General features: G+C 66.3%; 14 protein-coding genes. 10 read left to right on the forward strand and 4 right to left on the reverse strand.

Features of this window, described 5'->3' with window-relative positions; all coding sequences use genetic code 11:
- Window positions 1-50: 50 nt before the first annotated feature.
- Both infB and rbfA read left to right on the forward strand, forming a co-directional pair.
- Window positions 51-2627 (forward strand): translation initiation factor IF-2, encoded by a 2577-nt coding sequence (infB, locus tag ACW7G5_RS08520; RefSeq protein ID WP_457003571.1) that lies wholly within the window; start codon window positions 51-53, stop codon window positions 2625-2627.
- A complete protein-coding gene (gene rbfA / locus ACW7G5_RS08525; protein WP_457003573.1) occupies window positions 2627-2989 on the forward strand; it encodes a 30S ribosome-binding factor RbfA in 363 nt (120 codons plus the stop codon). Before infB ends, rbfA begins: the two co-directional genes overlap by 1 nt.
- 637 nt (window positions 2990-3626) lie before the next feature.
- On the opposite strand, the gene ACW7G5_RS08530 is transcribed toward rbfA, so the two are convergent.
- The gene (locus tag ACW7G5_RS08530; protein WP_457003575.1) at window positions 3627-3959 is read right to left on the reverse strand and encodes a hexameric tyrosine-coordinated heme protein; all 333 of its coding nucleotides are present in this window, start codon (window positions 3957-3959) and stop codon (window positions 3627-3629) included.
- Between the two features lie 115 nt (window positions 3960-4074).
- Here ACW7G5_RS08530 and truB point away from each other — a divergent pair, with 115 nt between their 5' ends.
- From truB to pnp, 3 genes are all read left to right on the forward strand, one after another.
- Entirely contained in the window at window positions 4075-5064 is a 990-nt protein-coding gene (gene truB, locus ACW7G5_RS08535) for a tRNA pseudouridine(55) synthase TruB (protein ID WP_457003576.1), read from the forward strand.
- 185 nt (window positions 5065-5249) lie between these two features.
- Complete coding sequence (gene rpsO / locus ACW7G5_RS08540; protein ID WP_457003578.1) at window positions 5250-5510, forward strand: 30S ribosomal protein S15; 261 nt, start codon at window positions 5250-5252, stop codon at window positions 5508-5510.
- Between the two features lie 125 nt (window positions 5511-5635).
- Complete coding sequence (gene pnp, locus ACW7G5_RS08545) at window positions 5636-7744, forward strand: polyribonucleotide nucleotidyltransferase (protein WP_457003580.1); 2109 nt, start codon at window positions 5636-5638, stop codon at window positions 7742-7744.
- Between the two features lie 273 nt (window positions 7745-8017).
- On the opposite strand, the gene ACW7G5_RS08550 is transcribed toward pnp, so the two are convergent.
- Entirely contained in the window at window positions 8018-9577 is a 1560-nt protein-coding gene (locus ACW7G5_RS08550; protein ID WP_457003582.1) for a DUF1501 domain-containing protein, read from the reverse strand.
- Between the two features lie 11 nt (window positions 9578-9588).
- Window positions 9589-11358, reverse strand: coding sequence for a DUF1800 domain-containing protein (locus ACW7G5_RS08555; protein WP_457003584.1), 1770 nt, complete (start codon window positions 11356-11358; stop codon window positions 9589-9591).
- A 520-nt stretch (window positions 11359-11878) separates the two neighbouring features.
- Between ACW7G5_RS08555 and ACW7G5_RS08560 the strand changes: the two genes are divergently transcribed.
- From ACW7G5_RS08560 to ACW7G5_RS08580, 5 genes are all read left to right on the forward strand, one after another.
- A complete protein-coding gene (locus ACW7G5_RS08560; RefSeq protein WP_457003586.1) occupies window positions 11879-12064 on the forward strand; it encodes a hypothetical protein in 186 nt (61 codons plus the stop codon).
- 94 nt (window positions 12065-12158) lie between these two features.
- The gene (gene lanKC / locus ACW7G5_RS08565) at window positions 12159-14891 is read left to right on the forward strand and encodes a class III lanthionine synthetase LanKC (RefSeq protein WP_457003587.1); all 2733 of its coding nucleotides are present in this window, start codon (window positions 12159-12161) and stop codon (window positions 14889-14891) included.
- 8 nt (window positions 14892-14899) lie between these two features.
- Window positions 14900-16153, forward strand: coding sequence for an HlyD family secretion protein (locus tag ACW7G5_RS08570; protein WP_457003589.1), 1254 nt, complete (start codon window positions 14900-14902; stop codon window positions 16151-16153).
- Window positions 16150-18279: a peptidase domain-containing ABC transporter gene (locus ACW7G5_RS08575; RefSeq protein ID WP_457003591.1), complete on the forward strand. Its 2130-nt coding sequence runs from the start codon at window positions 16150-16152 to the stop codon at window positions 18277-18279. Before ACW7G5_RS08570 ends, ACW7G5_RS08575 begins: the two co-directional genes overlap by 4 nt.
- Window positions 18280-18401: 122 nt before the next feature.
- On the forward strand, window positions 18402-18821 hold the full coding sequence (locus ACW7G5_RS08580) for a helix-turn-helix domain-containing protein (protein ID WP_457003593.1): 420 nt from the start codon (window positions 18402-18404) through the stop codon (window positions 18819-18821).
- A gap of 42 nt (window positions 18822-18863) precedes the next feature.
- Here the strand turns inward: ACW7G5_RS08580 and ACW7G5_RS08585 are convergent, their stop codons facing one another.
- Window positions 18864-20267 carry a GntP family permease gene (locus ACW7G5_RS08585; protein WP_457003595.1) on the reverse strand — a complete coding sequence of 468 codons (1404 nt, stop codon included), beginning with the start codon at window positions 20265-20267 and terminating at the stop codon, window positions 18864-18866.
- Window positions 20268-20391 lie beyond the last annotated feature (124 nt).

A 20391-nucleotide genomic window follows, 5' to 3' on the forward strand; every position in this document is an offset into this window, starting at 1 on the left:
GATCCATCCATAGCGCGGCATGTGCCGACGCCAGAGGAACCGGAATCCGAATGTCGCAGCAAACCACCATCCGCAAGCTGGCCGCACTGGTGAACACGCCGGTCGAGAAACTGCTTGAACAGCTGTCCGAAGCGGGCATGCCGTTCAACGATCCCGACCAGGTCGTGACCAGTACCGAAAAGGTGAAGCTCCTGGGCTTCCTGCGCCGCACCCATGGCCGTGCCGAGAAGGGCGCCGTGGATCCGGTCGCACCCAAGAAGATCACCCTCCAGCGCAAGAGCACGCTCACCGTGGGCGGCGGCCGCAACAAGCCGACCGTCGACGTGGTCGTGCGCAAGAAGGTCACGCTGGTCAAGCCCCAGGCCGGCGGTGCCGTGGGCGGCGGAGAGGACGACGAGCGCGCCGAGATCCTGCGCAAGCTCGAGGAGTCGCGCCAGCGCAACCTCGACGAGCAGCAGCGCCTCGCCGACGTCGACCGTCGTCGCGTGGAGGAGGCCGAGGCAGCCAAGCGTCGCGAGGCCGAAGAGGCCGAGCGCGTGCGTACCGAGGCCGAGGCCGCGGTCGCCGCGGTCGCCGCGGTCGCGACGGAAGAGGCTGCTCCGCGCAAGGCACACGGCCATGGCCATCCCAAGCCGGCTCCGGCGCGCGACGATCGCAGCGCGGCCAAGGGCAAGCACCGGGGTTCGCATGCGATGGCTGCCGGCCCCGAGGATGAGGAAGGCGCCGCCGCACGCTTCGCCGGGCAGATGCACCTGTCGCCCGCCGACCGCGCGCGCCGCAGCACCGCACGCCCCAAGCGTGGCGCGCAGCGTGGCCAGCAGCGCGACCAGTCGCGCACCGGCACCGGCTTCACCCGTCCGACCGCGCCTGTCGTGCGCGAGGTCGCGATCGGCGAGGCGATCACCGTCGCCGATCTTGCCCAGAAGCTGGCAATGAAGGGCGGCGACGTGGTCAAGGCGCTGTTCAAGATGGGCGTGATGGCCACCATCACCCAGTCCATCGACCACGACACCGCGGCGCTGGTCACCGAGGAACTCGGCCACCAGGCCGTGCGTGCCGATGCCGACGACGCCGAGAGCGAGCTGCTCGCACACGTCGAAGAGATCACCGGCGACCAGACGCCGCGTCCGCCGGTCGTGACCATCATGGGTCACGTCGACCACGGCAAGACTTCGCTGCTCGACTACATCCGCCGTACCAAGATCGCCACGGGCGAGGCCGGTGGCATCACCCAGCACATCGGCGCGTACCACGTCGAAACGCCCAAGGGTGTCATCAGCTTCCTCGACACCCCGGGCCACGCCGCATTCACTTCGATGCGTGCACGCGGCGCCAAGATCACCGACCTCGTGGTGCTGGTGGTGGCCGCCGATGACGGCGTGATGCCGCAGACGATCGAAGCGATCCAGCACGCGAAGGCGGCGAATGTGCCCCTGATCGTGGCGATCAACAAGATCGACAAGTCCGAGGCCGATCCTTCGCGGATCAAGAACGAACTGCTGTCCCATGACGTCGTGGCCGAAGAGTTCGGCGGTGACACGCAGATGGTCGAACTGTCCGCCAAGACCGGCGACGGCGTCGACGACCTGCTCGATGCGATCAACCTGCAGTCCGAAGTGCTGGAGCTCAAGGCGATCGGCGAAGGACGTGCCAGCGGCACGGTCATCGAGTCCTCGCTCGACAAGGGCCGCGGCCCGGTGGCCACGGTGCTGGTGCAGCAGGGCCTGCTCAACAAGGGTGACTTCCTGGTCTGCGGCGTGGAATACGGTCGCGTGCGCGCACTGTTCGACGAAACCGGTGGCCAGGTGCCTTCGGCGGGCCCATCCATTCCGGTGCAGGTGGTCGGCCTGTCGGGCGTGCCCGATGCCGGCGACGATTTCGTGGTCGTCGACGACGAGCGCCTGGCCAAGGAAGTTGCGCAGCAGCGCGAGTCCAAGCGTCGCGAGCTGCGCCTGGTGCAGGCCGCGGGCAACCGCATGGAAGACATCATGGCGCAGATGGGCGGCGGCCAGCAGCTCGAGCTGCCGCTGGTCATCAAGGCCGACGTCCAGGGTTCGGTGGAAGCACTGCGCCAAGCCCTGGTGGCGCTGTCCAACGACGACATCCGGGTGAACATCATCCGCTCGGGCGTGGGTGGCATCACCGAGTCCGATGCGAACTCCGCCGCCACCTCCAAGGCGACGATCATCGGCTTCAACGTCCGTGCCGACGCGTCGGCACGCAAGGTGATCGAAGGCAGCGGCCTCGACCTGCGCTACTTCTCGATCATCTATGACGTCATCGACCAGGTGAAGCAGGTCGCGTCCGGCATCCTTGGCGTGGAGATCCGTGAAGAGATCATCGGCACCGCCGAGGTCCGCGAGGTGTTCCGCAGCTCCAAGTTCGGTGCCGTCGCCGGCAGCATGGTCATCGAGGGCGTGGTCCGTCGCAACAAGCCGATCCGCGTGCTGCGCGACGAAGTCGTCATCTTCGAGGGCGAGCTGGAATCGCTGCGCCGCTTCAAGGAGAACGTCGATGAGGTGCGCGTCAACACCGAGTGCGGCATCGGCGTGAAGGCCTACAACGACATCAAGCCGGGCGACAAGATCGAGTGCTTCGAGCGCGTCGAAGTGCAGCGCACGCTCTGATGTCGCAGAAGACCTTCCATCGCACCGATCGCGTCTCCGCCCAGCTTCGCAGGGAGCTGGGCACCCTGGTGCGAGAGGCGGTGGCCGAGCACGGCCTGCCGTCGGTGAGCGTGTCCGACGTCGAGGTCACGCGCGACATGGCGCACGCCAAGGTGTTCGTGACCGCCCTGCAGTCCGAGCGCGCCGCCGAGGCGCTAAAGGGCCTGAAGGCGGTGGCACCGGAAATCCGCTACCGGCTCGCGCGCGCGGTGAAGATGCGCCACGTGCCCGAGCTGCATTTCCACTACGACGACTCGGTCGATCGCGGCGAACGCATCGACAACCTGCTGCGCGACCTGCCAGACGCCCCCAACGAAGACTGAGCGGCTTCCCGGCTTCTGTGGGAGCGGCTATAGCCGCGATCAATTTTCCAGACAGCGGCACAGTCGGGCGTAAGCGCAATCGCGGCTATAGCCGTTCCCACGAAAAAGGCTCTTCTCCCGATTGAGGGGGGCTTTCGGTCGATTGCTCCGGGAGGGAGTCCGGGAGGGTGCGCGCTACCCGCCGTGGACGCAGGGGCGGATGCCCAGCCGGATTATGCGCGTCCTGCTCCCAAATCCGGCCGCCGGCCATCCATGGCCGGCTTCGGGAATCCCCCTGCATCCACGGCGGGCCCGGACCTTCTTTGCGGTCGGGGGAGGGAGGCAGCGACGCCGACGTTGAAACCCGGTGGATCGTCCTGGATCAAGCGGCACAGCCACGCCAGGGCGACCCCTACGAGCGCGAGCGCGCCCGCTCTTGATCTCCGTCCCGAAGCCAAGAAACTCCACGGCCCGTCCCGTGCACAGGGGGGGGGCGTACAGCCGGCCATGGATGGCCGGCGGCCGGCAGTGGTAGCAGGACGCGGAGACTGCCGGGGGAGCACACCCCCTGTGCACGGGACGGGCAACGCGCGCCACAACGGAGGCTCCCGTCGCAGGCTGTCCGCCGATCGCGGCTGTAGCCGCTCCCACGACGTGATCAGTCGCCGCCTTCTTCCTGTCCGCGCCAGTAATCGTTGGCTTCGGCGATCGTCCTGAACTCGATCGCGACAAGTTCGGCCGCACGCATGAGCATCATCGGATCCTCTTCGTACTTCTCGCGCACGCGCTGCTTGGCGTCGCCGTCCTTCTGGATGCTGCCGATGGTCTTCCTGACCAGGGTGATCGCCAGCTGCCGTCCCTGCAGCGGCGTGGCGGTGACCAGGCTGGGGACGTAGTCGGCGGCGGGTGCGGCCGCGGCGGCTTCCTGTGCATGGACGGGTACGGCCATCGCCGACAGCGCCAGTGCAAGGGCCAGGGTTTTCGTCTTCATTGAACGCTCCTGTTCGTGGTCGATCGGACGTGCAGCGGACGGATCCCTCAGGCTGCGCCGCGCATGGGCGGGCGGCCATGATCCACATCAAGTGCACGCCACCTACAATGGCGCGATGAAGCAACGATCGCGAACGAAGTTCCGCAGGCTTGACGGCATCCTGCTGCTCGACAAGCCCCGTGGACCGAGTTCCAACCAGGCGCTGCAGCGTGCGCGCCACCTGTTCCGCGCGGAAAAGGGTGGCCACACCGGCAGCCTGGATCCGCTGGCCACCGGCCTACTGCCGCTGTGCTTCGGCGAGGCCACCAAGATCGCCGGCGGGCTGCTCGGCGCGCGCAAGGCCTACGACACCGTCGCCCGCCTGGGCCAGGTCACCGATACCGATGACGCCGAAGGCCAGGTGCTGCGCGAGCGTCCGGTGCCGCTGCTGGACATCGCCACCATCGATGCCGCCCTTGCACGGCTTACCGGCGCCATCATGCAGCGGCCGCCGATCTATTCCGCGCTCAAGCGCGGCGGCGAGCCGCTGTATGCGAAGGCGCGCCGCGGCGAAGACGTCGAGATCGAGCCGCGCGCGGTCGACGTGCACGAATTCAGCCTGCTGTCTGCGGCCGACCTGCTGGATGCCGCCGACGGCGTGGCGCCCGGGAACATCCTGCGCCTGCGCGTGGAGTGCGGATCGGGAACCTATGTGCGCAGCCTTGTGCGCGATCTCGGCGAAGCCTTGGGCTGCGGTGCCCACGTCGCTGAATTGCGGAGGCTGTGGGTGGATCCGTTCAGGAACCCGAGGATGTGGACGTTCGCCGAGCTCGAGGCGCTGGCTGAACGGGGCGAGCGCAGCCTCGAGGCCTGCCTGTTGCCGGTCGAAGCGGGCATGGATGCCTGGCCGCGGGTCGAGGTGGATGCCGCCGGCGCCGCTCGCCTGGCGCATGGGCAGGGCGTGGATGGCGTATTCACGGGCGCAGGCGAAGTGGCCGTGTTTGGACCAGGGGCCCGGGTGCTGGGCCTGGGGACGACCGATGGCGAGGGCGGCCTGAAGCCGCGACGCATGTTCACATGGGCTTGTGCGCAGCCCGCTCCCGCCGCGGCGCCGGGCACGGACTGAAGGCCGCGCCTTGTCCGGGAGGCCTCCCGCGCGGTACAATTCCGCGGCTTTTTCCAAGCACTTCGGGGGCCCGATGACGGGCGCCAGACGTTCCCACAGCAAGCGGCGGTTCTCGTGGTGTGCGTCCGTGCCAACCGGCATGGGTGCGTTCCTGCGGTCCACGCATCACAGAAAGGCATGAAACGATGTCCATCGACACCAGCTCCATCATTGCAGACAACAAGCGCGGCGAAAACGACACCGGCTCCACCGAAGTCCAGGTCGCCCTGCTGACCGCACGCATCGTGCACCTCACCGAGCACTTCAAGATCCACAAGCAGGACCACCACAGCCGCCGCGGCCTGCTGAAGATGGTCAACACGCGCCGCAGCCTGCTTGACTACCTGCACCGCAAGGACATCGCGCGCTACAAGGCGCTGATCGGGAAGCTTGGCCTGCGTCGCTGATACATACCCCGCCGCGGCGCAGAAATGCGCCGCGGTTCTTTTTCCGGCGCGCCGCGGGCGCGCCACCCGGCAAGGGGCAAGGGTCCCGGCCGGTTCATCGCAAGAGACACCGAGGAATCACCAACGTGGCGAAAGTTACCAAGAGCTTCGAGTACGGCAGTCGCACGGTCACCATCGAGACCGGTGAGATCGCACGCCAGGCCGGCGGCGCGGTCATGATCTCGTGCGAGGGCACCATGCTGCTGGTCAGCGCGGTCGCCAACAAGACCGCACGCGAGGGGCAGGACTTCTTCCCGCTCACCGTCGACTACCAGGAGAAGTTCTACGCCGGTGGCCGCATCCCGGGCGGCTTCTTCAAGCGCGAGGGCCGCGCGACCGAGAAGGAGACGCTGACTTCGCGCCTGATCGACCGCCCGATCCGCCCGCTGTTCCCCGACGGCTTCCGCAACGAAGTGCAGATCATCGCCACGGTGATGTCGATGAACCCCGAGGTCGACGGTGACATCCTCGCCCTGATCGGCGCCTCGGCCGCGCTGTCGCTCTCGGGCGCGCCCTTCGACGGCCCGATCGGCGCCGCCAAGGTCGGCTACAAGGACGGCCAGTACCTGCTCAACCCGACCGTGTCGGAGCTGAAGGAGTCCGACCTTGAACTCGTCGTCGCCGGTACCGCGAACGCGGTGCTGATGGTCGAGTCCGAGGCCAACGAGCTGTCCGAGGACGTGATGCTCGGCGCGGTGATGTTCGGCCACCAGCAGATGCAGGTCGCGATCGACACCATCAACGAGCTCGTCGCCGAAGCCGGCAAGCCGAAGTGGACCTGGAGCAAGCCCGCCGCCGACGAAGGCATCGTCAGCGCGATCCGCACCGCGGTCGGCGAGAAGCTCGCCGAAGCCTTCCAAGTGCGCGACAAGCTCGAGCGCAAGGACGCGATCTCCAACCTCAAGAAGTCGATCCTCGCCGCCATCGCCCCGGAAGCGGAGACGAAGGCATGGGCGACCGGTGACCTGTCGAAGGAGTTCAGCGAGCAGGAATACCAGACCATGCGCAACTCGGTCCTCACGACCAAGGTCCGCATCGATGGCCGCGCGCCCGACACCGTGCGCCCGATCGCCTCGAAGGTCGGCGTGCTGCCGCGCGTCCACGGCTCCTCGCTGTTCACCCGCGGCGAGACCCAGGCGATCGTCGCCGTCACGCTGGGCACCGCCCGCGACGGCCAGATCATCGACGCGGTCTCCGGCGAGTACAAGGAGCACTTCCTGTTCCACTACAACTTCCCCCCGTACTCGGTGGGTGAAGCCGGCCGCATGATGGGCCCGAAGCGTCGCGAGATCGGCCACGGCCGCCTTGCCAAGCGCGGCGTGCTTGCCGTGATGCCGACGATGGAAGCGTTCCCGTACACGATCCGCGTGGTGTCGGAGATCACCGAGTCGAACGGTTCCTCGTCGATGGCCTCGGTCTGCGGTTCCTCGCTGGCGCTGATGGACGCGGGCGTGCCGATCAAGGCACCGGTCGCCGGCATCGCCATGGGCCTGGTGAAGGAAGGCGACGACTACGTCGTGCTGTCCGACATCCTCGGTGACGAAGACCACCTGGGCGACATGGACTTCAAGGTCGCCGGCACCGAGAAGGGTATTTCGGCGCTGCAGATGGACATCAAGATCCAGGGCATCACCGAAGAGATCATGAAGGTCGCGCTGGCGCAGGCGAAGCAGGGCCGCCTGCACATCCTCAAGGAGATGGAGTCCGCGCTGACCTCGCCGCGTTCGGAGCTGAGCGAGTTCGCTCCGCGCCTGATCACCATCAAGATCCACCCCGACAAGATCCGCGAAGTGATCGGCAAGGGCGGTTCGGTCATCCAGGCGATCACCAAGGAAACCGGCACCCAGATCGACATCCAGGACGACGGTACGATCACGATTGCATCCGTCGACGCCGCCGCCGGTCGGGCCGCCAAGGAGCGCATCGAGCAGATCACCTCCGACGTCGAGCCGGGCCGGATCTACGAGGGCAAGGTCGTCAAGCTGATGGACTTCGGTGCCTTCGTCACCATCTCCCCCGGCAAGGACGGCCTGGTGCACGTGTCGCAGATCTCCAACGACCGGGTCGAGAAGGTCAGCGACGTGCTCAAGGAAGGCGACGTGGTCAAGGTCAAGGTGCTGGAAGTCGACAAGCAGGGCCGCATCCGCCTGTCGATGAAGGCCGTCGAAGAAGGCGAGGGCACGCCGGCCGAGTAAGGGCTGACGGTACCCGACGCGCCTTCGGGCGCGTCACGTTTCATCAGGAAAGCGGGCTTCGGCCCGCTTTCCTGCGTTCGGCAGCAGCCCTTTGTCTGGTTCTCTCTCGTTGAGGGAGAGACGTACAGCCGGCACGGCGCTGTGGCTGGTTCTTGTCGAGGCTCAGCGGTGCTGACGTGACAGTTGGGGCCGGGAGCTGCTCCGTTGGGATGCGCGCTGCCCGTCCCGCACACAGGAGGTGTACTCCTCCGGCTGGCTGGCGGCCGGCCGGACTCAGGGAGCCGCGCGCGAAAGCAGGCGGTGCACGAGTTCCATGTGCCAGCGCACGACTCGCAGCGGAAGCGGCGGCGGGCGCCGCGGCCTTGCGGCCACGACCGGCGTGTCGGCAGTCGCAATGGTCGCCGGCGACGTGAAGCGGGACCCTGCTGTCGCTCCTGCGGGGCGGCGCGGCGGCAGCGACGACCCGTAAATCGGTTGTGGGTGCTGCGGCAGGGCTGCGACAGCCGCGGCGCCCGCCGCCTGCACGATCCCCAGCGGCGCGTGGCCCGTGTAGCCGGGGAAGACCGCCTGGGCGCTGGTGTGGCCCATGCGTTGCTGCAGGATGTCCCAAAGCACGCGCCGGAAATCGGTGGTCACCGGGACGTCGCCGAAGTGCGGCGACAGGATCTCCGGGTGCAGTCCGGCGAAGCTGCCATAGAACCGCCGGCCGTTGACCGGCCCGCCCAGCACGAGCATCGGATTGCCATAGCCGTGGTCGGTGCCGCCGCTGCCGTTCTGTCGCACGCGGCGCCCGAACTCGGACTGCACCACCACCGTCACCCGCGAGGCCTCGCCGCCGGCGTGCATCTCGGCGTAGAACGCCGACAGCGCCTGCGACAGCTCGGCGATCTTGTTCTGGTAGTAGTGGTAGCCGCTGCCTGCGGTGCCCTGGCCGTCGTGGGTGTCCCAGCCGCCGAGGTCCACGGTCGCATAGCGCAGGCCAAGGTTGAAGCGGATCGATTGTGCGACGGTCCACAGCTGGCGCGCGAAGGTGCTGGTGGGCCAGCTGGCCGGTGGCGTCGACTGGAAGTCCTGCTCGCGGATCAGGCGCAGCGACGCGTCGGCGCGCCTGCCACCCAGCTCCAGCGCGGTGGGTCCGTTCCACAGCAGCTCCAGGGTCTCGTTGACGCCGCGGGTGCCGGCCGGCATGCCCTCGCGCCAGGTCTGCCAGCTCCAGGCGCCCGAGTTGAGGCGGAACTCAGCGGGGCTGCCCATGGTCAGCGCCTGGGTGGCACCGAGCATGTTCGCCGGCGTGCGGCTGTTCACGGCAAGTGCCGGGATCGGCACCGAGTCACTGGCGCCGGGATGGTTGGCCCAGGCGCGTGCCAGCCAGCCGGTGCCGCCACCCTGCATCCCGGGCGTGCCCAGGTCGAGGTAGAGCTGCGCATCGAAATGGCTGCGGGTCACCGTGGTCTGCATGCCGCAGCCGTGCACGATGGCCAGGCGGCCTTCGTCCCAGAGTTCGTGCAGGCCGGACGCCGAAGGGTGCAGGCCGAAACCGGTGTTGCTGCCGTTTCCCAGGGTAAGTGGAAGGGCGCCGTAGGCACCGCTGGCCGCGATCGCCAGGTTCGGGCGAGCCTGCTCGTAGTGCGTGCGGTCGTCGCCGGAGACCGGCACCACCAGGTTGAGCCCGTCGATGCCGCCGCGCAGGAACACGTGGACGATGGTGTCGTGGCTGTTTTCCGCGGCGCGCGCCGCGGGTGAGAACAGCAGGCCGGGGCCGACGGCGCCGATGGCCGCGGTGGCGCAACATCCCTTGAGGAAGTTGCGGCGGTCGAATTCCATGGAGGGCATTCCGTGACTCCTCAACGCGCCAGAAATTCGGGTGACATCAGCAGCAGCGAGACCATGCTGCGCAGCCGCTGCTGGTTGTAGTGGCGCTTGAGGTCGCCCGTGGCCCACGCGTCGGTGTCGGTGATGACGTAGGTGTCGGGGTTTCCGTTCTGGGCCATGAATGCCACCAGCACCTGCAGGCGCGCAGGCTCGGGCAGATAGCCGAGGGTGCGCCTGGCCCAGAAGTCGACCAGTCGCCGCGCCGTCCACTGCGCCGCCGGCACCTGCGCGCGCGTGGTGGCAAGCACCGGCGCGACCGGCACGCTGTCGATGCCGGTCTCGGTAAGCCAGTTCACGAGATCCCAGGTCATCGCATAGCGGTTGCCACCCATCCATTCGCGGGCGGTGTCGGGATAGCCGTTTGGCGCCGGCCAGTCATAAGGCGAGTGCCCCGTGAAGCCCAGGCGCCACAGCAGTTCGTCGGAGCGCGCCTGTCCGACGCGCGGGGTCCAGTCGATGTCGAGGACGCGCATTGCGGCTGCCACGGCTTCGAAGGGGCGGCGCTGCTTGTATCCCCACGCGTTGCGGGCGAGGTCCGACAGCAGGATGTGGCGCAGGGTGCGTGCGATCTGGTCGGGCGCCTGCCAGTTCGCGCGGAACACCTCGGCTGCGCTGTCGACCAGGCCACTGGGTGGAGTGTCGGCGAAGAAGCGGCGGATGATCTTGCCGCAGATGAACTTCGCCACCCGCGGATGGCTGGCGATGCGGTCGAGGATGTCGCGGCCGTCCTTGAGCGCGGGCTGCTCGGGGTAGATGAAGCTGCCGAGCACGTACTTCGGCCCGGTGTCGTGCCAGGCGGCGCGATAGACGAAGGTGCCGTCATCCTCGGTCGGGTACTGCCAGTGCCCGTTGCGGACCGTCCAGCCGGTGAATGCGGCCGCGGTCTCGTAGACGTCGATGTCGGTATAGCCGATCGGGTAGGACGGATCTTCCGGGCAGGGCGGCACCTGGAAGGGATCCATGAAGCCCAGGTAGTTTTCGGCGCCGAAGGTGTGCAGCTCCAGCAGCTCGCGGGCGAAGTTCTCGTTCGGGCCGGAGCGGCTGTTGGAAAGGTTGTCGAGGTAGTACAGCATCGCCGTGCTGGTGGCGACGGACTCGAGCATGGCGCGGAAGTTGCCCGTCGCATGCTGGCGCATGACATCGCGGTGGTAGTGCACGTACACCGGGCCGGCGGAATAGTCACTCAGGGTGACGTTGAAGTGGTCGTGCCAGAAGGTGACCATCACTTCCAGCAGCTGGCGCTCCGAATGCACGGCGCGTACCAGGGCTGAAAGCTCCACCTCCCAGGCCGGCAGCATGCGCGTGTTGGAGCCGGTGGCGTTGATCACGTGGTCCTGCCAGAGCTGGGGCAGGCTCTTGCCCAGCGTCTGGTAGCCGGCTGCCGCCAAGCGGGCTTCGACCGCGCTGTCGTCGATGGTCGACCAGGCCAGCTGGCGGTCGACGTAGGCGGTGAGTCTGGCAGTGTCGCTGCCGCCAAGCGCGTTGAACGCGGTAATCGACGCGGGGGTGGCTCCGTAGCCGAGGTTGTTGAGCACGCGGACTGCGAACGGTGGCTTCGCCATCTGCACGAAGCCCGGTCGCTGGTTGCCCCCCTTAGGCGGTGCGGCGCCGGCGCCGGTCGCGGCTGCGGCAGCTTGGGCAATGGCTGCAGGACCGTAGCGGGGCGGGCGTCGCAACTGGTAGCGGCGGGCGAACGCATCGCGGATGGCATCCGCCTGCGCGTGCTGCAACTTCGTGTTCATGCCGGGCTCCCCGGCGGCACGGATTGCCGCCAACCCCTGGGCTCAGGTTATCCGAACCCGTGGCGGCTTCCGTGACCGCATTCCCATATCCCGGGAAGGCTCAGCGCTGCGTGGTCGCATGTCGGCGCCAGTCACCGTTCGACGGCACGATCGGCGGATAACGGGCCTTCGGGTCCGCTTTTTTCGCGAGTGCGATGAGCATCCCTCGTGAACTGGCCGATGAGCAACGCTCATCGGAGCTGCAAAGTGCGGACCCGAGTGCAATCGCGCGCAACGAATCACAACTGATGCTCATATTGTTTTGTCTGCGAGCGGAAGTGACCGGTTTGACGCGTGAAGCGTGTGTTGACGTCTGCTGTCTCGTTTGGAGAAGGTTCGACCGCCAGCCCTGCTGGCCTGCTCCGACGACTGCCGGTACGCGTGCCGGCAAGCGGTGTGAGCGGATACGCGAGTGGATTCAATGCTCGGGGAACCGACGCTTCGAAGCCACCATCGACAATCAGACGAGAAGGAATTTGCGATGAACAACGACAAGATGAAGGTCCTGGGCCTGCAGGAGCTCGAGCAGGTCAGCGGCGGCCGCAAGGGCGACGTGGATGCGGCGGCGTGGAGCACGATGAGCCGTGACTGTGGCGGCGTCGGCGCCAGCGAGTGGAGCACGATCAGCGGTGGCTGTCCGAAGGAAGACTCCGCGAAGCAGCTGTAATCCATGCCGACCCCGGCTTGCCGGGCATGGGCGCCAGGGCCCGCCCAAGGGCCCTGGTGCTTGATACGGAACCAGCCCGTCGCCAGGAGCCGCCATGCGCGATCTGAACCTGCATCCGGATTTCTTCATCCCCTACAGTGCACGCAAGCCCTCGGACGATTATCTCCGGCGAGCACATGCCGCCCTGCCTCATGACTGGAGGCTCAGGCAGGACTACTTCTGGACACAGGCCATCCGCCCGGTTCCGACCACGACGGTGCAGGGCTGGAAGATCCACGTTTCGTCAACGGTCGACCAGGCCATGGACACCCTGGGGCTGGTGGCGCCGGTCTGCATCGCCCACGACACGGAGTTCAAGTTCGCCAGCGACCCCGGGATCCTGCGGCACTTGCTGGGCAAGAGCTGCAAGCGCTCCCAGTCGGGCAAGTTCATAACCATCTACCCGCAGGAGGAGTCGACGTTCGTCGCCATGCTGGAAGCACTCCACGCCGCGACGCACGGCATTGAGGGTCCCTATGTACTCTCCGACCGTCAATACCGGGATTCGACCGTCGTCTACTATCGCTACGGAGGGTTCATCGACATCTCCGGATTGAACGGTCGGGACGGGACGGCCTGCATCCTCAACGATCGCTTTCAGCTGATCGAGGATGTGCGCTCGGCACGCTTCACCCCGCCCGCGTTCGTCGGCCCGGTTCCGGGGATCGAAGACGAACCAGGCGCATGCACCGGGGAAGGCAGCCCGGTGGACCAGTCTACGCCGGACGTCTTTGGTGGCGCCTACAGGATTGATGCCGCGATCAAGTTCTCGAACTTCGGCGGCGTCTACATAGGGGAATCGTTCTCCGACGGTACCCCTGTCATCATCAAGGAAGCTCGCCCCTTCGTCGGCAGCGCCTCGGGCCCTTCGGCGGCCGACAGCCTGCGCAGGGAGTTCCGGTTGCTGACGCTCCTCGCCGGGAGCGGCATTGCACCCGAGCCCCTGGGGCTGTTCCAGGAGTGGACGCACCTGTTCCTCGCGCAGGAGCGGATCCCGGGACATACGCTCCGGGAGCATCAGGCCCGCACCAGCAAGCTGGTCCACTCCGGGACCACCGACGTGGCCATGCGAAATTGGATCCACCAGACCGCCACGATCGCACGGAACCTGATCGAGGTGGTCGCGAGGCTCCACGAACGGAGCATCGTTTTCGGGGATCTGTCCACGAACAACGTAATCGTCGATGCGGAAACGCAGCGCGTGCGCCTGATCGACTTCGAGGGCGCGTATGAGGTTGGCGTCGATCCCCCGGTTAACCTGTTTACGCCCGGCTTCGGTCGCCCCGAACGGCTCGACCAGCCCGGAGCCGGTTTTGTCGACGACGTCTATGCCGTCGGATGCATCCTGGTGGCGATGATGATGCCGAACACGGCTGTCATGGCGCTCAAGCCCAGCTACGCACGCGAGCTGCTCGACGAGCTGCGTCGCGACATCGGGCTGCCGACCGGCTATGCCGAATGTGCACTCGGCCTGCTGTCCGGAAGCCTGTCTCTCGATGAGGCCGCAGGCCTGCTCGAACACCTGTCCACGGACGGTGTCGTGGGATTCGAGCGGCCGCCACAGGTCGCGGCGGCCGGACTGGCGCACTTCTGCACGGTTGCCGCATCCGGTGTTGCCAGCTACTGCCTTGCGCACATGGACCTCTCGCGCAGCGAGCGTGTCTTTCCTGCGGGCTCCAGAATGGATGATGCGTTCGCGCTGGATCAGGGCATGGCCGGAATCGCCAGGGCCGTGTCCAGGATCACCGGCGCAGCGCCGACGGGTTTCGAAGAGTGGTATCTGGGGAAAATGTCCGCGGGCGGTGGCAAGCGACGCGTCGGGCTATTGGACGGCGCCAGTGGAACGGCATGGGTCCTTGCCGAGTTCGGGCGTGATGCAGAGGCCAAGCGCGAGCTTCGCAAGGTTGGCCACCACCGGTCGCTGTTCGAGGACATGTCTTTAGGTCACGGCACGGCAGGTTACGGATATACCTGCCTGAAGTTCTGGCTGAGGTACGGCGAGGCATCCTGGCTGGCGGAGGCCGAGAAAATGGGTGAGGTCCTTTGTAGCCGCGCGATGGAGGTCGACTCCGGCGTCTGTTGGACGTCGCCGGATGACGACGATGGTGCGCCCATCGGCCTCCACGAAGGTGGGGCCGGAATCGCACTCTTCCTGCTCTACCTGCACTGCGTGACCGGAAAGCAGGCGTATCTGGACACGGGTGCCTCGGCGCTCGCATTCGATGTCGCCGCGGGCCGGATTTCAGAAGAATCTTTGGGCTTTCCTCGCACCAGCAAGGGGTCGATCCTGTATCCGTACATCGCGTTCGGCAGTGCAGGGGTCGGGACCGTGGCGCTGCGCTATTACGCTGTGACCGGGCGTACGGACTATGCGGATCTGGTGCGCCGCACGTTGCCGGCGGTGTCCAACAAGTACGCCGTCGGGGCAGGGCTCTATCTGGGCCTCGCGGGACTGGGCAACTACCTGCTCGACGCCGCCGAGTTCCTTGGAGACCCGTCGCTGGTAGAGCGTGCGCACCGCTGCGCCTCTGGAATCCGGGTTTTTGCCGTGGAGCGGGAGGATGGGATCGCGTTCCCCGATGCCAACGGGCTGAAGCTCAACTGTGACTACGCAAGCGGCTCGGCTGGTATCGCGATGTTCCTCCATCGCCTCGCCAATGGCGGCGGCAACTTCGACCTGATGATCGACGAGGCATTGCGCTGTGATTCCCCCCGGCCAGCCGGGGACAGCGCCACGTCGATGACTGTCGCGCCAACGCCACGGCCGGCCCTGACCAGCCAGGTCTAGGAGGAGGCGTGGGCGAACTGTTCCGCAAGGAGGTCCAGCGTGCGCGGACGCCCGGGCTGGAGGGAAACGTCCTGCTGGCCCGTCCACTTCCGTTTGTCTGGGCCGCTTGGTCGATGTTCGTGGTCATCGCCTTGGCCGTGACGTTCCTGTCGATCTCGGAGTATTCACGGAAGGAGCGGGTGCGGGGAGTGATCGAGCCAGTCAAGGGGCTGATCCAGGTGCGCACGCAGGGGAGCGGGGTCGTGGAACGGGTGGCAGTGAGGGAAGGCGACCTGGTTGCCGCCGGGCAGACGCTCATGCTGACGCGTTCCGACAGCTTCGTACCGGGCGTGGGAGACATGAACCAGTCGATCGTGGCGGAGCTTGAGCGCATGCAGGCCGGGTTCGAGGAGCAGATCGACAACGAGCGGGGGCGCCACGTCATGCAGGTCGAGGCGATCACCGGTCGGCAGGCCCTCATCGAGAGGCAGCTTGACTCCATCGGCGGACAGCTGGCGACGAGCGATCGCAGGATCGTGATCAACCAGGACCTGCTGGCGAAGCTGACCTCGCTCGGGAGAGAGGGCTACGCGTCCCAGCTGGAGATCCGCCGACAGGAGGATGTCACGCTGGCACTGTCGCAGCAGCGCGAGGAGCTCGTGACCCGTGAAATCGATTTGCGCCACCAGCGGCAGGCCATTGCCGACGAGTACGCTGCGCTCCCGGGCGATCACCGCGATGCGGTTGCGCGCCTGGAGGCGCAGAAAGCGGACACCGCCAACCAGTTGGTACGCGTGCGCGGTGATCATGCGAGCGAACTGAAGGCCTCGGTTTCGGGGCGCGTGAGCGGCATCGTCGCACGCGCAGGCCAGCATCTCGCGATTGCCCAGGTCGTGATGAATATCGTTCCGGAGGACAGCTCGTTGCATGCGGTCCTCCACCTGCCCGAGAGCGCGGTGGGTTTCGTCGAATCCGGCCAACAGGTCCGGATCCGGCTCGACGCCTTCCCGTACCAGCGCTTCGGATCGCAAACCGCACGAGTGGTCCAGGTAGGGGACACGCTGGTCTATCCCGAAGCAGCCGAACGCCCGGGGAATGCAGGACAGACGGAGCCGTCGTACAGGGCCTTTGCCGAACTCACCGACGCGTCGGTCCGTGGATACGGGCGGAGTTTCACGGTCCGGCCCGGGATGGAGTTTGAAGCGGACATCATTACCGAGAAGCGGTCGCTTGTGCGCTGGCTCTTCGACCCTGTCTTCAGCATCAAGGGTCGATTCCAATGAGCGCGGCCGTGCCCGGGATCGGCTTCTTCGCGCGGCGAGAGGTCAGGCTCCTGCAGCAGTCGGAAGCGGCCGAATGCGGGATTGCCTGCCTGGGCATGGTGGCCGGATTCCACGGTCATCACGTCAGCCTGGTTGAACTCCGGCGGCTGTTCTCCGTGTCCATGGCGGGGACCACCCTCGCTGACCTGGTGGATTTCGCCGACAGGCTCGGCCTTGCCGCACGCGCACTCCGGCTCGAGCTTGACCAGGTTGCCTTGTTGTCCAGACCGGCGATCCTGCACTGGGACCTCAACCATTTCGTGGTTCTGGCCAAAGTGTCGCGGCGTGGCTTTCTTGTATTCGACCCGGCTTCGGGCCACAGGTGGATCAGCCGCGAGGAGCTGTCTGCGCGATTCACGGGCGTTGCATTGGAACTGACGCCGACCCGTGACTTTTCCGTCAAGGCACCGGGCCAAGCGTTGGGGCTGGCAGACTTCTGCGCCAACGTCGTGGGGTTGAAGCGCTACCTGGCGCTGGTGCTGTGCCTCTCGATCGTGTTGCAGACGCTCATGATCGCGGGACCCTATTACATGCAGCTGGTCGTGGATGATGTCCTCATGACGTCCGACATGCAGCTGTTGCTCGTACTCGCGCTAGGGTTCTCGATGCTGCTTGTCTTCGAGGTGATCGCCGAAGGACTTCGCGGCCTTGCACTGCTCCATCTTGGAAGCCTCATGAGCCTCCAGATGACCGTTAATCTGTTCCACCACCTGGTCCGGCTTCCGCTCGCATACTTCGAGAAGCGCCACATGGGTGACATTGTCTCGCGCTTCGGATCGCTGTCATACGTCAAGGACCTGCTGACCAAGGGCTTGGTGGAGGCGCTGATCGATGGAGTGATGGTGGTTGCGGTTGTGGTCGTGCTCTTCATTTACAGCCGTTTGCTCGCCTCCATCGTGGTCGTTGCCGCGATTCTCTATGCGCTGGTTCGCCTCATCATGTATCGCTCGCTGCGCGATGCCTCGATGGCTGAAATCATGGCCCGCGCGAACGAGAACACCAGTTTCATGGAAACCGTACGTGGTATCCAGACGATCAAGCTGTTCGGTGCTGAAGCGAAGCGCGAAGGGCTGTGGCGTAACCTCCTCACCAACGCGACCAACAAGAAGCTCAGGCTCGGCGTGTTCAACGTGTCCTATCGCGGAATCAACCGGCTGCTCTTCGGCGTGGAGAACATCGTGGTCGTGTATGTCGCGGCGAAGCTCGTCGTGGCCGGTGGATTCAGCGTCGGAATGCTGTTCGCGTTCATCGCCTACAAGACCCAGTTCATGGGCAAGTTCTCCTCGCTGGTGGAGAAGGGCATCGAATTCAGGATGCTCTCGCTCCATTTCGATCGCGTGGGCGACGTGGCCCTGTCCAAGCGGGAAGATGTTGGTGGTGGCGCCGCAGCCAATCATCGGGTCGAGGGTGCGCTGGAGCTGCGGAACATCGCTTTTCGCTACGCGGAGGCGGGCCGGGACCTTGTGTCTGGACTGTCGCTCGACATCCGGCCGGGGGAGTTCGTCGCGATTGTAGGACCGTCAGGCTACGGCAAGACGACGGTCATGAAGCTCATGCTCGGTCTCCTCGATCCGACGGAAGGCGAGGTCCTCGTGGACGGTGTTCCGCTCCGCCAGGTCGGGCTTGACCGGTACCGGCGGCAGGTCGCGGCGGTGATGCAGGAGGACCAGCTGCTGTCAGGCTCGATCGTGGACAACATCGCTTTCTTCGATGAAAAAGTCGATATGGCGAGGACGGTGTCGTGCGCACGGATGGCGGCCATGGATGAGGCGATCCGGGCGATGCCAATGGGCTACAACAGTCTGATCGGTGACATGGGCTCTTCTCTTTCGGGGGGGCAGAAGCAGCGGCTGCTCCTCGCTCGCGCCCTGTACCGGCAGCCTTCGATCCTGTTCCTCGATGAAGCAACGAGCCATCTCGATGCGCGGACCGAAGCCGGTATCAACGTTGCACTCCGGCAACTCCGTATTACACGAGTGGTCATCGCACACCGCAGTGAAACCATCGCATGCGCGGACCGCGTCATCGACCTCTCGACCATCGACATCGCCGCGCGAGGGCGACTGGTGCATGAATTCGCGACTTGAACCGAGCTGGGAGCGTCCCGTTCCGTGACGGCTCTCGCGAAAGTGCAGCTTCCCCGTACTTGGCCCTGCCGCGGCAGCTGCCTAGGATGTCAGCAGGTGTTACGGACGACACTGGGGGAAACATGAGGGGAACACTGCCGGACCGGATCCGCTCGGCAAGGCGACGCAAGGGTTGGAGCCAATCCGAGTTGGGCGCGAGGCTCGGGGTGACAGCCAGCGCCGTCGGACACTGGGAGCGTCCCGCGGGACACGCACCTTGCCTCTCGCGGGTGATGCAGCTCGCCGGGACACTTGGGGTAGGCATCGAATGGCTGATCAGCGGACGGGCGGATGGGGGCGTCCACGCGCGCCTTGAGGGTGTGCCTCACACTGAGGTTCCGGACCAGCAGTTCGTTTTGGAGGCTTTGGCTACGCTCTCTCCGGACGCACGCCGGCTCGTGCTCGGGATGATGCGTGCGATCTGCACTTCGATGACCGAGCAGGCGTGTGGTTCGCGCGAACAGGCGGCTGGTGCGATGGCGCGCTACCTGGGCTTTGGATAGCTGACGGCGCCAGGATGGGCGCAATAGCGCGCAGGGCGCTGCTCAGACCAGCCCGGTCGCGTAGAACACGCCGATGATCACGAATACAGCGATGGTCTTGATGATCGTGATTGCGAAGATGTCCTTGTAGGCCTGGCGGTGGGTCAGGCCGGTGACCGCAAGCAACGTGATCACCGCGCCGTTGTGGGGCAGGGTGTCCATGCCGCCGGAGGCCATGGATGCCACGCGGTGCAGCACTTCCATCGGGATCCCGGCGGCGTTGGCGTTGGCGATGAAGGTGTCGGCCATGGCGGCCAGCGCGATCGACATGCCGCCCGAAGCCGAACCGGTGATGCCGGCCAGCGCGGTCACCGTGACTGCTTCGTTGACCAGGGGGTCGGGGATGGCTCCGAGGGCGTCGGCAACCAGCAGGAAGCCGGGCAGCGCGGCGATCACGGCGCCGAAGCCGTATTCGGACGCGGTGTTCATCGATGCCAGCAGCGCGCCGCCGATCGCGGACTTCGTGCCTTCGGCGAAGTGCTTGAACACCGTCTTCCAGGCAAACACCAGCACCGTCACGATGCCGATCAGCAGTGCGCCCATGACCGCCCAGATCGCGGCGATCTTCGCCACTTCCTGCACCACCGGCGCCGGGTTGCCGACCACCGCGGGGATGAAGCTGTGGCTGTCGCCGTACCAGCCCGGGATCAGCCGGGTCAGCACCAGGTTCGCAACGCCCACCATCACCAGCGGCAGCAGCGCGATCAGCGGGTGTGCGAGCCGGTCGCCGACGAAGGGCGCAGGTTCGTTGAGCAGGGTGGCCGGGTCGCCGTAGCCCTCGCCGGCGCGCTGCGCCACGCGTCGGCGCCAGTCGAGGTAGGACAGGCCGACGATGATGATGAAGACGCCGCCGATCGTGCCCAGTATCGGTGCGGCCCAGGTGTTGGTGCCGAAGAACGCGGTCGGGATGATGTTCTGGATCTGCGGCGTGCCGGGCAGCGCGTCCATGGTGAAGGTGAAGGCGCCCAGCGCGATGGTGCCCGGGATCAGACGCTTCGGGATGTCGCTCTGGCGGAACAGTTCGGCGGCGAACGGATACACCGCGAACACCACCACGAACAGCGAGACGCCGCCGTAGGTGAGCAGCGCACAGACGATCACGATCGACAGCATCGCCCGCTGCGCGCCGACCACCTTGATCGTGGCGGCGACGATCGACTTGGAGAAGCCGGAGATCTCGATCAGCTTGCCGAATACCGCGCCCAGCAGGAAGACCGGGAAGTACAGCTTCAGGAAGCCGACCATCTTGTCCATGAACAGGCCGGTGAACATCGGCGCCACCAGCGAGGGGTCGGTCAGCAATACCGCGCCCAGGGCCGCGATCGGCGCGAACAGGATCACGCTGTGGCCGCGGTAGGCGACGTACATCAGGAAGACCAGCGCAGCGAGCACGATCAGGAACGACATCGGCAACCCTTCGATCGTGCGGCGCACGACTCCACGGGCGACAGTGTTCCCGCCAGCCGCGGTCGCGGCCCATTGTCCGAAGGTACGATGCCGCCGCGTGCGCCGCCTCCCTAGTCTTGGCACC

This window comes from Luteimonas sp. A501 (assembly GCF_054052085.1).